The organism is Taylorella asinigenitalis MCE3 (genome assembly GCF_000226625.1).
Classification (GTDB): Bacteria; Pseudomonadota; Gammaproteobacteria; order Burkholderiales; family Burkholderiaceae_B; genus Taylorella; species Taylorella asinigenitalis.
The window spans coordinates 1,091,835-1,106,511 of the sequence record NC_016043.1 but is presented as its reverse complement, the minus strand read 5'-3'; the positions used below and the strand labels follow the sequence as shown (position 1 = coordinate 1,106,511).

The 14,677-nt window shown below is 37.5% G+C and carries 15 protein-coding genes and 3 tRNA genes; 11 read left to right on the top strand and 7 right to left on the bottom strand.

All coding sequences use genetic code 11. The features are described 5' to 3' along the window. Positions 1 to 3 precede the first annotated feature (3 nt). Positions 4 to 80, bottom strand: a tRNA-Met gene (locus TASI_RS05270). A 137-nt stretch (positions 81 to 217) separates the two neighbouring features. Here TASI_RS05270 and scpB point away from each other — a divergent pair. From scpB to TASI_RS05220, 10 genes are all read left to right on the top strand, one after another. After that, on the top strand, positions 218 to 817 hold the full coding sequence (gene scpB / locus TASI_RS05265; protein ID WP_014111730.1) for an SMC-Scp complex subunit ScpB: 600 nt from the start codon (positions 218 to 220) through the stop codon (positions 815 to 817). A gap of 12 nt (positions 818 to 829) precedes the next feature. Then, a complete protein-coding gene (gene rluB, locus TASI_RS05260) occupies positions 830 to 2,053 on the top strand; it encodes a 23S rRNA pseudouridine(2605) synthase RluB (RefSeq protein ID WP_014111729.1) in 1,224 nt (407 codons plus the stop codon). Positions 2,054 to 2,177: 124 nt separating this feature from the next. Next, positions 2,178 to 2,693, top strand: coding sequence for a ribosome maturation factor RimP (gene rimP / locus TASI_RS05255; RefSeq protein WP_014111728.1), 516 nt, complete (start codon positions 2,178 to 2,180; stop codon positions 2,691 to 2,693). Further along, positions 2,693 to 4,165: a transcription termination factor NusA gene (gene nusA / locus TASI_RS05250; protein ID WP_014111727.1), complete on the top strand. Its 1,473-nt coding sequence runs from the start codon at positions 2,693 to 2,695 to the stop codon at positions 4,163 to 4,165. The genes rimP and nusA overlap by 1 nt, the downstream gene beginning before the upstream one ends. A 17-nt stretch (positions 4,166 to 4,182) precedes the next feature. Next, positions 4,183 to 6,939, top strand: coding sequence for a translation initiation factor IF-2 (gene infB, locus TASI_RS05245; protein WP_014111726.1), 2,757 nt, complete (start codon positions 4,183 to 4,185; stop codon positions 6,937 to 6,939). Between the two features lie 5 nt (positions 6,940 to 6,944). Next, positions 6,945 to 7,364, top strand: coding sequence for a 30S ribosome-binding factor RbfA (gene rbfA, locus TASI_RS05240; protein WP_014111725.1), 420 nt, complete (start codon positions 6,945 to 6,947; stop codon positions 7,362 to 7,364). Between the two features lie 15 nt (positions 7,365 to 7,379). Further along, positions 7,380 to 8,111 carry a tRNA pseudouridine(55) synthase TruB gene (gene truB / locus TASI_RS05235; RefSeq protein ID WP_014111724.1) on the top strand — a complete coding sequence of 244 codons (732 nt, stop codon included), beginning with the start codon at positions 7,380 to 7,382 and terminating at the stop codon, positions 8,109 to 8,111. Between the two features lie 18 nt (positions 8,112 to 8,129). Then, positions 8,130 to 9,950, top strand: coding sequence for a translational GTPase TypA (gene typA, locus TASI_RS05230; RefSeq protein ID WP_014111723.1), 1,821 nt, complete (start codon positions 8,130 to 8,132; stop codon positions 9,948 to 9,950). Between the two features lie 109 nt (positions 9,951 to 10,059). After that, positions 10,060 to 10,135, top strand: a tRNA-Asn gene (locus TASI_RS05225). A 31-nt stretch (positions 10,136 to 10,166) separates the two neighbouring features. After that, positions 10,167 to 10,242, top strand: a tRNA-Asn gene (locus TASI_RS05220). Between the two features lie 51 nt (positions 10,243 to 10,293). Here TASI_RS05220 and TASI_RS05215 read toward each other — a convergent pair. Continuing rightward, on the bottom strand, positions 10,294 to 10,818 hold the full coding sequence (locus TASI_RS05215; protein WP_014111722.1) for a pyridoxamine 5'-phosphate oxidase family protein: 525 nt from the start codon (positions 10,816 to 10,818) through the stop codon (positions 10,294 to 10,296). 108 nt (positions 10,819 to 10,926) lie between these two features. Between TASI_RS05215 and TASI_RS07880 the strand changes: the two genes are divergently transcribed. Further along, positions 10,927 to 11,070 carry an energy transducer TonB gene (locus tag TASI_RS07880; RefSeq protein ID WP_014111721.1) on the top strand — a complete coding sequence of 48 codons (144 nt, stop codon included), beginning with the start codon at positions 10,927 to 10,929 and terminating at the stop codon, positions 11,068 to 11,070. A gap of 61 nt (positions 11,071 to 11,131) precedes the next feature. On the opposite strand, the gene TASI_RS05210 is transcribed toward TASI_RS07880, so the two are convergent. The 5 genes from TASI_RS05210 to TASI_RS05190 all read right to left on the bottom strand — a co-directional run bounded on the left by TASI_RS05210 (position 11,132) and on the right by TASI_RS05190 (position 14,669). After that, positions 11,132 to 11,353, bottom strand: a complete 222-nt coding sequence (locus TASI_RS05210; protein ID WP_014111720.1) for an HP1242/YdcH family protein — start codon at positions 11,351 to 11,353, stop codon at positions 11,132 to 11,134. Between the two features lie 72 nt (positions 11,354 to 11,425). Beyond that, entirely contained in the window at positions 11,426 to 12,634 is a 1,209-nt protein-coding gene (locus TASI_RS05205; RefSeq protein WP_014111719.1) for a hypothetical protein, read from the bottom strand. Position 12,635: 1 nt separating this feature from the next. Next, complete coding sequence (locus TASI_RS08000) at positions 12,636 to 12,785, bottom strand: hypothetical protein (protein ID WP_014111718.1); 150 nt, start codon at positions 12,783 to 12,785, stop codon at positions 12,636 to 12,638. Positions 12,786 to 13,152: 367 nt separating this feature from the next. Further along, positions 13,153 to 13,353 (bottom strand): hypothetical protein, encoded by a 201-nt coding sequence (locus TASI_RS05195; protein ID WP_014111717.1) that lies wholly within the window; start codon positions 13,351 to 13,353, stop codon positions 13,153 to 13,155. A gap of 125 nt (positions 13,354 to 13,478) precedes the next feature. Then, on the bottom strand, positions 13,479 to 14,669 hold the full coding sequence (locus tag TASI_RS05190) for a hypothetical protein (RefSeq protein WP_014111716.1): 1,191 nt from the start codon (positions 14,667 to 14,669) through the stop codon (positions 13,479 to 13,481). Positions 14,670 to 14,677 lie beyond the last annotated feature (8 nt).

Here is a 14,677-nt window from a genome sequence, read left to right as displayed (position 1 = left end):
AAATGGTTGCGGGGGCAGGATTTGAACCTACGACCTTCGGGTTATGAGCCCGACGAGCTACCAGGCTGCTCCACCCCGCGTCAAGAAAGGATGATTATAATTTAAAAAAAATACTAACTCAATACTTTCTGTAAAAATAATTTAATATTTTGACATTATGTATTTTTTTAAAATACACTTAGTACTTAATTTTTTAGCCCATATATGATTCAGACTAATGCATAGCGATACCATCTCTAAAATCTTAGAGGCTTGTTTGCTTTGTTCTAACACTCCTTTAAAAATTAGTGATTTGCGGAACTTATTTTTAAGCTCTGATGAAGTTAGTAATGTGGATATTGAGCAACATCTTTTAAGCCTTAAGGATAAGTGGGCTGATAGTGGGTTAGAATTAGTTGAGTTATCGTCAGGTTGGAGATTTCAATCTAGACCTGAGATGCAAAAGTACCTTGAGAGACTCAATCCAGAAAAACCTCCTAAATACTCTAGGGCAGTATTAGAAACACTCTCTATTATTGCTTGGCGTCAGCCCGTTACTAGGGGTGATATTGAGGATATAAGGGGTGTGACAGTCTCCTCTAACATAATTAAAACTTTGGAAGAGCGTGGTTGGATTGACGTGGTCGGGTATCGCGATGGTCCAGGAAGACCTTCACTTTTAGGTACTACTAAACAATTTTTAGATGATTTAGGTTTAAAGTCTCTTACTGAATTACCTCCTATAGATTCTTTAGGCGAAGAGGGTCTAGAAAATTTAATTGACTCATCATCTAGCCAAACTAATAATTCACAATTGAATTTACATGAATCTAATTAGATTCCTTTTTTTATGACACAAAACGCAGAAACTTCATCTTCTACTGAATCGCGTGCTCGTAAGCTTCGCAGCCCCTTTCGCAGAAGACAAACAACAAATACTAGATCAAAATCTAAACATAATCCAAAGCTTGGTTGCGAGGATAGCAATTCAATAGAGACCAATAATGTGGATAGTAATGATTTTGAAGATCAGAATGTCTTTGAGTTCTTGACTGAGGGACATAGAAAATTCGATAAAAAAATCAATAAGCTAGCTAAAGTAGCAGAAAATTCCTCACGACCTAAGTTGCACAAAGTTTTGGCTGATGCTGGGGTGGGCTCAAGAAGAGATATGGAAGAACTCATCATTCAAGGACGCGTATCCGTAAATGGTGTACCAGCTCATATTGGACAAAGAATTTCGGATGAAGATATCGTCAAGGTTAATGGAAGACTTATCAATAAACCTAAGGCAAATCGAATGCCCAGAGTTATTCTCTACCATAAGCCAGCTGGTGAAATAGTCACTCAAGATGACCCTCAAAATAGGTCTACGGTATTTGCACGTCTACCTAAAATGAAAACAGCAAAATGGGTATCAGTGGGTAGATTGGACATTAATACTGAGGGATTACTGATATTTACGACTTCAGGTGATTTGGCTAATCGACTTATGCACCCTCGATACGGGAATGAGCGTGAGTATGCCGTTAGGATATTAGGCGAAATAAGTGATGAGCAAATAAAAATTTTGCAAGATGGGATTCAACTTGAAGATGGTTTAGCCAAATTTGGAGCCATTGATTTTATTGGTGGAGAGGGCAGTAATAAATGGTATCGCGTCACTATAAATGAAGGAAGAAATCGTGAAGTGCGCCGAATGTTTGAATTTCTTGGCCTTACTGTAAGTCGACTAATCAGATCGCGATTTGGGGATGTTCATCTTCCAAGAAATTTGAAACGCGGGCGTTGGGAAGAATTAGAGCCACTACAAGTATTAGGCTTAATGGAGTGTTTGGGTTTAAATAAAAAACCTGATTCTTATGAGAAAAAAGGAAGAAGAGGTCCTGTTTCACATAACAATGCATTGCCACCAGGGTTTGAGAAATCAATGGATCCAAGTCATAATTTTTCTATTCATCAGGTCAGAAAAAGTGCAGGTGGACCGCAAAGGGGCTTGACTGGTAGGGCTACACCTAGTCAGAAAAGAAGTCGCAGTTCTAGGTCAAGTAATGGCTATTCATCAAAACATTAATTTTCTTGTTAAATCAGACAATTATTGTTAAAATATTTCATTAGTTGAGACTTAATTTAGTCTTATGATAGTAGCAATATTTAAAGAAATGGGCTAATTCAAAGCCCATTTTTTTTATTCAATTATGAAAGATTTATTTGAAATAAGCCTAGGTCCTATTGAAGGGCTTGGTTACGAATTAGTTGATATTGAACGAGCAGCACATAATTTGCTTAGAGTTACGATAGATATTGATAGGGGTATCACGATTGATGATTGTGAGGAAGTATCCCGTCTCCTGTCACGCCTTTATGAAGTAGAAGATATTGATTATGCTCGACTAGAAGTGGGATCTCCTGGTACCGATAGACCACTTAAAAAAGAGGATGATTTTTATAGATTTAGTGGACAAAGGGTTGAGGTGAAGTTTCACGATGCCATTGCCAACAAAAAAATATTCAAAGGGATGCTCGAATTGACTGAGGATTCAAAAAATCCCTTTCGATTGGTATTAGATCAAGAAAAGAAAACATCTAAATCTAAAAAAAATAAAAATACTGAGCCTGCACAAGAGGGTGCGGAAAAGGTTATTGAATTTAATTACTCTGATATCGATAGAGCCAAATTAGACCCAATTTTAAATTTCAAAGGTAAAAAATAATGAGTCGCGAAACTATCCATTTTATAGACGCAATTGCACACGAGAAGAACCTTCCAGTAGAAGAAATTTTTGCTGCTATTGAGGGTGCTCTGGCCTCGGCTATGAAGAAGCAATTTAAGGAAGGGGCTGATGTTGTTGTTAGGATTGATCGCGATACTGGTCAGTACGTCGGGGTTCGTCGTTGGGAAGTGGTACCTGATGAGCATGGCATTCAAGAGCCTGAGCGTCAAGAAATTTTCTCGGATGCGGTTGAAGACTACCCAGATATTAAAGTTGGAGAGTTTATTGAGGAACCTTTGGAGCCGCAAGAGTTTGGTCGTATAGGAGCTCAAATTGCTAAACAGGTGATTCTACAAAAAATCCGTGACTCTGAGCGTAAACAGCTTATAGATGAATTTGTAGCCCAGAACGAAACTATTGTTTCAGGAATTGTTAAGCGAATAGACAAGGGTGATGTAATTGTTGAAATAGGTAAGCTTGAGGCGCGTCTTCCTAAAGCTGAGATGATTCCTAAAGAAAATTTCCGTATTGGAGATCGTGTTAGGGCCTATGTTCAGAAAATTGATAAAGAAACGAAGGGTCAAATTATTCAACTATCTCGCATTGACCCAGAATTTTTAAGAGAACTTTTTGAGTACGAAGTTCCTGAAATAGAACAAGGTTTACTCGAAATCAAAGCGGCAGCTAGAGACCCTGGTTTAAGGGCGAAAATTGCTGTTCAAGCATATGATAAGCGTATTGATCCTATTGGTACATGCGTTGGGATGCGTGGATCAAGAGTCGGTGCTGTAAGACATGAATTAAACGGAGAACAAATTGATATTGTTTTATGGTCAGATGAGCCGGCTGAATTTGTTATATCGGCATTGTCACCAGCTCATGTTTCTTCGATTATCGTTGATGAAGAAAAGCATACGATGGACGTTGTCGTTGATGAGGATAATTTAGCTAAGGCTATTGGTACTCGCGGACAAAATGTAAGATTGGCTTCGGAGTTAACTGGATGGCAGATTAATATCATGACTCCTGAGCAAAGTCAGGCTCGTCAAGAGGAAGAAGATAAAGGAATTATGAATCTGTTTACCGAGAAGCTAGATATCGATGAAGAGATTGCCTCAATCCTTATTCAAGAGGGCTTTACGGGTCTAGAAGAAGTGGCTTATGTACCTGAACAAGAGTTACTTGAAATTGAAGGCTTTGATGAAGATCTTGTACATGAACTTAGAAATAGGGCTCGTCACAGTTTATCGATTGCAGCTGCTGAAAGAGATGAAAGAGTTGCATCTTCAGAAGGTCTGATGGATATTGAGGGCTTAAACGCAGATATGGTTTCAAAACTTGTTTTAAATGGCATAAACAATAGAGATGACCTAGCGGAACTGGCTACGGATGAGCTTTTGGAGATATTAGATATTGATGAAAAGTCGGCTTCGGAAATTATTTTGAAAGCACGCGCACATTGGTTTGAATAAATTTTATAGGTATTTGAATGACCCAAGATACAGTTAAAACAACTGAAAACAGCACAAAGAAAAAATTGACCTTAAAGCGCAACGAGCACTCAAAGATCAAGCAAGCTGACGGTTCTACAGTCTCAGTCACTACGAGAAAAAGACGTACGGTTGTTCTGAATGAACCCAAAAAACAAGAAGCTGTTAAATCTGTTGCTACGAAGCCTGCTGAGCCAAAAAAACCAGCTCAAACTGCTTCAAAACCTAAGGTTGAGCCTAAAGTAGAGAAAGATACTAAAGTAAGCAGAGAAGAAATTGCACAAAAAGAAGCGGCACAGCTTAATAAAAAGCTTGAGCAGAATGCACAGAAGGTTTCAGAGACTAAAGAGAAGAAAGTAGAGACATCTACGGTTAAAGAACCTGCTGAACCTACAGTTAAATCTGAAGAAACTCCTAAAGGTGAACCAGAAAAAGTTGAGACAAAAGCACACGCATTGCCACAAAAAGATGAGCCTAAGCCTGAACCTAAAAAAGCAGCTACAACTAAGGATTTAAAAGCGAGTGAAGCTGAGCCTAAAAAGTCTCACGATGCTACCAAGGATAAGGAAGCAAAAGCGAACGCAGAGGCAGATGCGGAAGCGGAAAAAATGAGGGAGGATGCCCGTAAGAAAGCCGAGAGTGAAGCAGCAGCATTGACTAACTATATGCGCAATCCAAAACCGGCTAAAAAAGCGGCACCTCCTCCTACAAGTGCTCCTAGTGCGACTCCTGTTCAAGCGAAGCCTCAAGTGCAAAGTGATTCAGATGATGAATCTGAAACTAAGAAAAAGGGTGGCAAATCTAAGTCATCTAAGGGGGGCGATAAATCCGATAAGAACTGGGGCGATGGCATAAGACCTAGCAAAAAACCAAGTTCTACCGACAGACACGATAAGCGAAACTATACAGATTCTGGCGAAGATACATGGAGAGCGGGCGGTGGCCGTTCGAGGCAGAAAAATAAAAATGTCGAAGTAAAACAGCCACAAGTGCAGGAGTTCATCGCTAGAGAAATTCATGTGCCTGAGACGATTACAGTAGCGGATTTGGCTCACAAAATGTCCGTAAAAGCGGCTGAAGTTATTAAAAAACTTATGTTGCTTGGTCAGATGGTTACTATTAATCAGGTGCTTGATCAAGAAACGGCGATGATTGTAGTTGAGGAATTAGGTCATACTGCAATTCAAGCTAAGCTTGATGACCCTGAGGCATTTTTGGATGCGGAAAATGAATCTCGCGACTACGAAATGTCTACTCGAGCACCTGTTGTTACTGTAATGGGTCATGTGGACCACGGTAAAACTTCTTTGCTTGACTATATTCGTCGCACTCGAGTGGCATCTGGTGAGGCTGGCGGTATTACTCAACATATCGGTGCTTATCGAGTGAAAACTAAATCAGGTGATGTGGTTACGTTTTTAGATACACCAGGGCATGAGGCGTTTACTGCAATGCGTGCACGTGGTGCTCAGGCTACCGACATTGTTATTATCGTTGTTGCAGCTGATGATGGGGTTATGCCTCAAACTAAAGAGGCTATAAGCCATGCAAAAGCAGCGGGTGTGCCTATGGTTGTTGCCATCAATAAAATCGATAAGCCAGAAGCGAACCCTGAGCGAGTTAAGCAAGAATTAGTGGCTGAGGAAGTTATTCCAGAAGAATATGGTGGTGATGTTCCATTTGTTCATGTCTCGGCTAAAACTGGTGAAGGAATTGAGGACCTATTAGAAAACGTTCTCCTCCAAGCTGAGATATTGGAATTAAAAGCTCCTGTTGATTCTCCAGCAAAAGGTATTGTGATCGAAGCTCGATTGGATAAAGGTAAAGGCCCAGTTGCTACGATATTGGTTCAAAGCGGTACTTTACATCGCGGTGATGCAATCTTAGCGGGTGCAAGTTTTGGCCGTGTTCGTGCAATGCTTGACGAAAACAATAGAACAATTGATGAAGCCGGTCCATCATATCCTGTAGAAATCCAAGGCTTATCTGAGGTTCCAGATGCAGGTGATGATGTGCTTGTTCTTCTTGATGAACGCAAAGCACGTGAGATTGCATTATTCCGTCAGGGTAAATTCCGTGATGTGAAACTTGCACGTCAGCAAGCTCAAAACCTTGAAAATATGTTCCAAAATAATGAGGGCGTGAAGACATTGTCACTTATTATTAAAACTGATGTACAGGGGTCGCAAGAGGCTCTCGTACAGTCACTCTTGAAACTCTCAGGTGATGAAGTTCGTGTTCAAGTTGTTCATGCTGCAGTAGGTGGTATCTCTGAATCAGATGTTAACTTAGCAACTGCTTCTGGGGCTGTGATAATTGGCTTTAATGTACGTGCAGATCAAGGGGCTAAAAAATTAGCCGAAAACAACGGCATTGACATTCGTTACTACAATATTATTTATGATGCGGTTGATGAAGTTAAAAGCGCTCTTTCTGGCATGCTTACTCCAGATAAGAAAGAGGAGATTATCGGTCTTGTTGAAATTCGTGAAGTTTATACAATTTCTAAAGTCGGTAAAGTTGCTGGTTGTATGGTTACTGAGGGTCTTGTTCGTCGCGAATCACAAGTTCGTCAATTAAGAAATAATGTTGTTATTTGGACGGGATATCTTGAATCTTTAAAACGCTTTAAAGACGATGTAAAAGAAGTTAAGTCTGGTTTCGACTGCGGTATTTCATTGAAAAACAATAACGATATCGTTGTTGGTGATCAGCTTGAAGTGTTTGAAATTCGTGAAATTGCAAGGACCTTATAATAAAAGTGAATAGACATAAAACTAAAACTGGACCGAGCAGAAACATACGCATTGCCGACCAGATACAAAAAGATCTTGCAAGCTTAATTCAACGCGAATTGGGTACGCGTCATGGTCTAATAACCTTGACTCGCGTTGACTTGTCGGCTGATTATGCTCATGCAAAAGTGTATTTTTCTGTTCTTGGAGCTGAGCCATTGGATGCTCAAGATACTTTAAATGATAAAGCTGGGTATCTGCATTCCTTGCTCTACAAAATGCTTCATATTCATACTGTGCCTACTTTGCGATTTTTCCACGATGACCAGCTTTCGCACGTAATGGAGATGAGCAAGCTTATAGATAAAGCAAATAATGCAGCTTCGGACGATGAATTATACGCAATTGGCGACGAGTTTGAGCCTCCTAAAATTCGAGGTCTCTAGTAAAAGTTTACACTCATGGCTCGCAGAAAAGGTCAGGATATAGATGGCGTTCTGTTGCTTGATAAGCCCGAGGGGTTATCGAGCAATTTCGCACTTCAACGAGCACGCAGACATTTAGATGCAAAAAAGGGGGGTCATACTGGTACTCTTGATCCATTTGCTACGGGACTATTGATTTGCTGCTTTGGAAGAGGTACGAAGTTGTGTGCGACTATGCTTGATGCAGATAAATCCTACCTTGCAACATTATCACTAGGAGTAGAGACTGATAGTGGAGATTGCACGGGCATTGCCACCCAAAAAAATTGTGATATTAAACCGACACTGGAAAATATAAAAGACGTACTTCTAAAGTACATGGGAGAAATTGAGCAAATTCCACCTATGTACTCGGCTCTCAAAAAAGACGGGAAGCCATTGTACAAATATGCACGCGAAGGAATTGAACTCGAACGTGCAGCACGGAAAGTTACGATATTTAATATTGAGTTAATCAAATACGAGTATCCTACTCTAATTTTGCATGTGAAGGCTAGTAAAGGTACTTATATAAGAACCCTTGCACAAGATATAGGTCGTGATTTGGGGTGTTATGCACATTTGAGTGCTTTAAGACGTACAGCAGTTGGGCCTTTTGAAATAGCGAATTCTATTAAACTGGCTGATTTTCAGGAACTTGAGCATCCTGTGGGGGCATTAATTGCATTAGACGATTTGCCCGCAGAGGTTGGTATTAAAACTAATTAATTTATTTTAAGGACAATTATGAGCAGAGCTCTTCGAAATATTGCAATTATCGCTCACGTGGACCACGGTAAAACTACGCTTGTGGACCAATTACTCAGACAATCAGGTACTTTCCGCGAAAATCAACAAGTCGCAGAAAGGGTGATGGACTCAAACGATATTGAGAAAGAGCGCGGCATTACCATTCTCTCTAAAAACTGTGCTGTGCAATATGAAGACACGCATATTAATATTATCGACACTCCAGGACATGCGGACTTTGGTGGTGAGGTAGAGCGTGTGCTTTCAATGGTTGATGGTGTACTTCTTTTGGTTGATTCGGTTGAAGGTCCGATGCCACAGACGAGATTTGTTACGAAAAAGGCATTGGCACAGGGACTTAAGCCTATCGTGGTTGTAAATAAAATCGACCGACCTGGTGCACGTCCTGATTATGTGCTTAATACGACTTTTGATTTGTTCGATAAATTAGGTGCTACTGAAGAGCAGCTAGACTTCCCAGTGGTATATGCTTCGGGACTTAATGGTTATGCAGGATTAACTGAGGATGTAAGAAGCGGGGATATGCGTCCTTTATTTGAGACAATTCTTAAATACGTTCCACAACGTAACGATAATGTTGATGGCCCATTCCAAATGCAAATTATCTCTTTAGATTACAACAGCTATGTAGGCAAGATAGGGATTGGCCGTATTAATCGCGGTCGCGTTAAGCCAGGACAAAACGTGGTTGTTAAATTTGGAGAAGACGGAGAATCTTTTAACGGCCGCATTAATGAAGTGCTTAAGTTTAAAGGTCTTGAGCGCGAGAAAGTGGATTCTGCAGAAGCAGGGGATATCGTGCTTATCAACGGTATCGAGGAGATAGGAATTGGGTGCACATTGTGTGATGTGAGTGCACCGGAAGCATTGCCAATGTTAAAAATAGATGAGCCTACTCTTACTATGAATTTTATGGTAAATACTTCTCCGCTTGCTGGTCGTGAGGGGAAATTTGTCACTTCACGTCAATTGCGTGATCGCCTTAATCTAGAATTAAAGTCGAATGTGGCTTTGCGTGTAAACGATACGGACGATGACACTGTGTTCGAGGTAAATGGTCGCGGAGAGTTGCATCTTACGATCTTGCTTGAAAATATGCGTCGCGAGGGGTATGAGCTTGCGGTATCTCGTCCTCGAGTGGTGTTTAAGGAGATTGACGGCGTAAAACATGAGCCTATGGAGTTATTGACCATTGACCTTGAAGATGAGCATCAAGGGGGCGTTATGGAGGAGTTAGGCCGTCGCAAAGGTGAGCTTCTTAATATGGAGTCAGATGGACGTGGACGTACTCGATTGGAATATCGTATTCCTGCACGCGGGTTGATTGGATTTACGGGGGATTTCTTATCGATGACCCGCGGTACCGGATTAATGAGCCATATTTTTGATGATTATGCTCCTGTGCGTGAAGGCTCTATCGGTGAGCGTCGCAATGGTGTATTGATTAGTCAGGATAACGGGGATGCTGTGGCTTACGCATTGTGGAAATTGCAAGATAGGGGCCGTATGTTTGTCTCTCCTGGTGAAGCTTTGTATGAGGGTATGATTATTGGTATTCATAGCCGTGACAATGATCTCGTTGTCAATCCAATCAAGGGAAAACAACTGACTAATATTCGTGCCTCTGGTACTGATGAAGCAGTACGACTAGTGCCGCCTATTAAATTAACTTTGGAATATGCGGTTGAGTTTATTGATGATGATGAATTAGTTGAGGTTACGCCTAAAAATATTCGTCTGCGTAAACGTCATTTGCAAGAGCATGAGAGACGTAAAGCAGCTCGTGAAGCTGTATAATGATTGATTGTATAGGGGTGTATAAATAATACAATTTGATTAAAATCACTGCTCGTTTGCTTGTAATGGGTGTTTATTTTAGTTAAAATCACTTCTTTACTAATTTTGATGCCCAATAGCTCAGTCGGTAGAGCGACGGACTGTTAATCCGCAGGTCACTGGTTCGAACCCAGTTTGGGCAGCCATCCTTAGTATTCATATTGTTCTCCTTAATGATGCCCAATAGCTCAGTCGGTAGAGCGACGGACTGTTAATCCGCAGGTCACTGGTTCGAACCCAGTTTGGGCAGCCAAAATTTAACCCTCCATGTATATGGAGGGTTTTTGGTTTTAAGCTTTATGTTTTAAGTTTCAGATGTTCCGTGTAAATTTACTGGTTTTGACGGACCCACTACCTTTAATCCATCCGTCTCATAGGCCGCACCGAACCCTCTAACGAATCTCCCTTTTTTAAGCTTAAATTTTAGTATGTGAAAATCGGCAAGCTCTTCGATGATTTCTATAACCGCATCATCTTCATATTTTTCTTTAAGTTCTTTAAAAATGTCCTCACGCAATTCATCTGCATTGCTAACTTCAACTTTATAACTGGCACGTACTCTTGCAAATATAGTATGAGCTTTTTGCTCATCAACTATAAATAAAATGCTTACGAGATTTTTGTTTTTCTTGATTGAATGATAATGCGGAGCAACGCTTGACAATATCGCATAGATTTCGTCTCCATGTCTTATAAATGGTGCGTATGATGAGATGCAACCTTCATCAAAACTTGAGATGATTACGCTTTTTTGTCCATCGATTAAATCAATTAAGAAAGTTTCTAATTTATTGATTTTGTGTGCTTCTTTATCTGTAGTATTACTCATATTTCCTCTATTTATTTAAAAATATCTATTGTTTAGGTGGCAATACTTCTGCATCCCATCAGCAATAGTTACTCTAAAGTATAATGATTCTCATTATTTTTAAAAGATGTGGCATTAAATCAAGCAGCTAGCAAGCTTTTTAGGAAAGCATCTCCACTACCGAAACCACCTGAATCTATGTTGAAAGGGGATACTCTATGTTTTACGATTCCAATTGATTACGATAATAAGAAATATTTGATATATAGATAATTAAAAAAATAAAGCCTTCCTGATCGCAAGAAGGCCTTTGTAATATGTAAGTAATTGTAGATTAGTCTTTTTGAGCAACGTTACGAAGATATTCGTAGATTTGGTCTTTAAGTTGAAGTTTCTTTTTCTTAAGTATGTCAATCTCTTCACGACCTTGAGTTATAGGATTAGCTTCAAGTGCTTCAACTTGATGATCTAGCTCATTGTGTAAGTCGAATAAGCGAGTGAAGTGTGCATCCTCATTTTTAAGTTTACTAATTAAGTCGCGGTATTCTGGAAACATATCTTCTCCTTAAGTTAAGTTCTAATTTATTTTAACTGTAAATATTAAAAATAATGGAGGATTTTGCACAACTTAATCTAATCCAGATTCTATGGGTTCAATCCCCAAGTTTTTATAAATAAGTTTACTTTGATATGCGTGAATCTCAATTAAGTCTTTTAAATAAATCATTTCTAAGAAGCTTTTACAAACACTTGCCTTATTATGGCAATACATAGTAGAGAAGTGTTCGAATGAATTGATTAAAGGTTTTGTCCAATCCTTCATAGTTTTCATTAAGTAGCTGGTATCCATATCTATATGTGATTCAAGATCGGTGATGGAATAATAATCTAAATTATTTGTTTGAAATTTGGATAACAGAAAGTCGAAATTTTCTAGTTGATAAGCCTTAGTATAAAGACAACTTTTTTTGTAATCTACAATATCAGGCTCCTTAAGAGTGCTGGTGAGTAATGAACAAAATTCCTCGCTGTATTTAAACCATGCTTTTGAGAGTTCCTGTGTCTTGGAGTTTTTAATCCACTTATTAAAATCAAAACGTTTGCAATTAGAATCGCAATGCAAAAGGGCTTGCTCGGCCATAAATTTAAATTTTTTGTAAAAGCTACTGGGAATGTATAAAAATGAATATTCAGAAAAATTATCAACTAAAATTTTTAAAATTGAACTGATATTTGAATTAAAACACCCATTATTATTAAATTCATCGAGCTGTTTTTCTAAATTTTTAAGATGTTCTAAAGATAAATCATAAGTTCTATACATTTGTTTATCATACAAATCTACTGCTTCATTTGAATCTTTGTTTAAGATAAATAAAAGAATTTTCGCCTTTTTAATTAGATACCGAATTTTATGTAGAGCCAATTTGTTTTTATCTGTTTTGCAATTTTTATCGTAAAACGAATTTTGCTCAATATTAACTACAGTTTTAAGATAACCTTTGTAAAGATTAATGAAACAATATGCATAGGCATCATCATTTCTTGGGTAATCAAATATTGCATGTGAATTTGCATGATACCTACATAAAGTGTTAATAGAATTGTTATAAGCAAGAAGGTTTCTTCGAATTAGCGCATTTGACAAATTTTCAATATACTTATTTGAGAGTTTGTTAATGAAGTTGGTATTTCTATAAATGCATTCCGCATATTTGCCAGACCAATATGAGTTTGTGCACAGGTTGTGAATAGATGTAAATAAAATATCTATTGATAGGTTAGGATTTGAGCTTAAAGTAAATATGGAAATTAGGATTGAAAAAAGAAAGTTCATATTATTTTAAAAAATTCATCCTATTAAGCCATCTATTTTCGTGTGACCCCATATATTGTCTTTTTAAATAACTATATAGATTTTTTTTTCTTTCATCTGAATTAACAAATTCACGCATAAAGTTACTGCAAAGAACTCCTTGATACTTCATATCATAACCCCTTCCAATTGTTACTCCAGATTCCAAAGTAGGTTGGTGAATAACTCATGAAAATAACACACTTGTTCTTCTGTCAATTCCTTTCTGATCAAAAGTAAATTGTCCGCTTTTTACTGGAATAGGGGAGTCGTTGTATTGTTTTGGCTGATATTTAGGTTCAGTTGATATGTTATTTGCAATAATTTGGTTAGTGATTGGTTAATTTTAAATTTATTGTCCACAGCCCCTCCCATACTCAATTGAAGTGTATAGAATATCTATGACATAAATAAGATAAAGCCCAAAAACAAACGTTTTCGAGCTTTACAAATGTATGGTGTCTAGACACCAGATTAAATTCAAATTGACCTAATACTAACTATGCTTTTTTATTCAAAGCATCGATTGAATCCTTTTGAATTTTGCTATAGATTTCAAACGGATCTAAAACGCTTTCACCAAGATTCTGCTCAAACAATGCTCGGTTTGAAGCTTCATCATACTCACGTTTCTCAGCTCCACCGAGATTTGATTTAAATAAAATTTTATGGCTACACCAGTTTATGAATTCATAGGTCATTTAATGAACGAAGTAGTGTTACTTGGTAAATATCAAGCGAGATTAAATAAAAATGGATTAGTACCCTAAATTAAGGAATGTAGGGGTCAATTTTAAATTTTCGTTGACAGAGGATTTTGCACAACTTAATCTAATCCAGATTCTATGGGTTCAATCCCCAAATCTTTAAAAATAAGTTTGCTTTGATATGCGTGAATCTCAATTAAGTCTTTAAGGTGTATAAACTGAATTATATTCATGCAGTTTCTATCGTTGTTTTGGCAATACTTACTTGAGAATTCTTTGAAAGCAATATTCAAAGGTTTTGTCCAATCTCTATTTTCTTTCATTAGATAGTTAGTATCGTTGTTAATAATTAAATGAAGATTGTTTATAGCGTAATCGTACTCTTCATAATTATTGTGGACTTTTAATTCTGATTCGAATTTATCGAATTGGTTAAGTTTTGTATATAGGCAACTTTTCACATAATCACTGTTTACTTTGTCACTAGGTGATGCTGTAAGTAATGAACAAAAATGTTCGCTGTATTGAAGCCATGCATTTGAGGATTCTTGGGGTTTTAAATTTTCAATCAATGTTTTTTTATCAAAATGTTCACAGTTTGAATCACACTTTTGTAAGTTTAGCTTTACTTTAGTTTGATATATATCTTCATACCCCAACAAGAACTCAATGGGTATTCCAGAATGTAATTTAATAAGTTCATTGACAAAAGATGTAGAGGTTCTCAATAAATAGGGGTTAGATAAAAAAATAGTTAAATTGCCTCTAATTTTTTTGGCTGTTCTTAATGAGTAGCGTAAAGTTTCTCGATAATCTAAATCAAGTGGATTTTTTTCAATTTCAAATCTGCTTAGTAATAAGTTATCTTCAATAGAGAAATCTTTAAGTAGATATTCAACTTTACGAAGGTTTTCTTTTTGAATTGATATCTTGTTCGGGACTATTTTTTTAGAACTTATTTTATGAATATCGTTAACAAGATTTAAAGTTTCTTTGTATATGCATATTTCGTTGTACTCAATATTTGATACATATCCAATAAAAGATATTTTGCTTGATGAGTACCCACAAAATTGAGATATAGTATTTTGAATATCCTTTATGGGAATATTTTTACCTATAGAGTTTCTGGAATTTGTAATTTTGTATAAATAATTTTCTAAAAATCGATTATGTGTATGATAGCAATCAATTTTGTCGTAAGTAATATTACATTGAAGATAAGCTAAATTCTGAAGAAAGAGAGATGTAGTATCCCAGCTAAGGAACCTCGTTAAGACCAAAAAAGTAAAGTTAAGAATGATGTACATCTTATCTT

Excerpts from the sequence above, each read along its gene's own strand:
- nusA (WP_014111727.1), top strand. The coding sequence starts at position 2,693 with ATGAGTCGCGAAACTATCCATTTTATAGACGCAATTGCACACGAGAAG.
- TASI_RS08000 (WP_014111718.1), bottom strand. The coding sequence starts at position 12,785 with ATGAAGTATCAAGGAGTTCTTTGCAGTAACTTTATGCGTGAATTTGTT.
- infB (WP_014111726.1), top strand. The coding sequence starts at position 4,183 with ATGACCCAAGATACAGTTAAAACAACTGAAAACAGCACAAAGAAAAAA.
- TASI_RS05210 (WP_014111720.1), bottom strand. The coding sequence starts at position 11,353 with ATGTTTCCAGAATACCGCGACTTAATTAGTAAACTTAAAAATGAGGAT.
- rluB (WP_014111729.1), top strand. The coding sequence starts at position 830 with ATGACACAAAACGCAGAAACTTCATCTTCTACTGAATCGCGTGCTCGT.
- typA (WP_014111723.1), top strand. The coding sequence starts at position 8,130 with ATGAGCAGAGCTCTTCGAAATATTGCAATTATCGCTCACGTGGACCAC.
- truB (WP_014111724.1), top strand. The coding sequence starts at position 7,380 with ATGGCTCGCAGAAAAGGTCAGGATATAGATGGCGTTCTGTTGCTTGAT.
- TASI_RS05195 (WP_014111717.1), bottom strand. The coding sequence starts at position 13,353 with ATGACCTATGAATTCATAAACTGGTGTAGCCATAAAATTTTATTTAAA.
- rimP (WP_014111728.1), top strand. The coding sequence starts at position 2,178 with ATGAAAGATTTATTTGAAATAAGCCTAGGTCCTATTGAAGGGCTTGGT.
- TASI_RS05215 (WP_014111722.1), bottom strand. The coding sequence starts at position 10,818 with ATGAGTAATACTACAGATAAAGAAGCACACAAAATCAATAAATTAGAA.
- TASI_RS05205 (WP_014111719.1), bottom strand. The coding sequence starts at position 12,634 with ATGAACTTTCTTTTTTCAATCCTAATTTCCATATTTACTTTAAGCTCA.
- scpB (WP_014111730.1), top strand. The coding sequence starts at position 218 with ATGCATAGCGATACCATCTCTAAAATCTTAGAGGCTTGTTTGCTTTGT.
- TASI_RS05190 (WP_014111716.1), bottom strand. The coding sequence starts at position 14,669 with ATGTACATCATTCTTAACTTTACTTTTTTGGTCTTAACGAGGTTCCTT.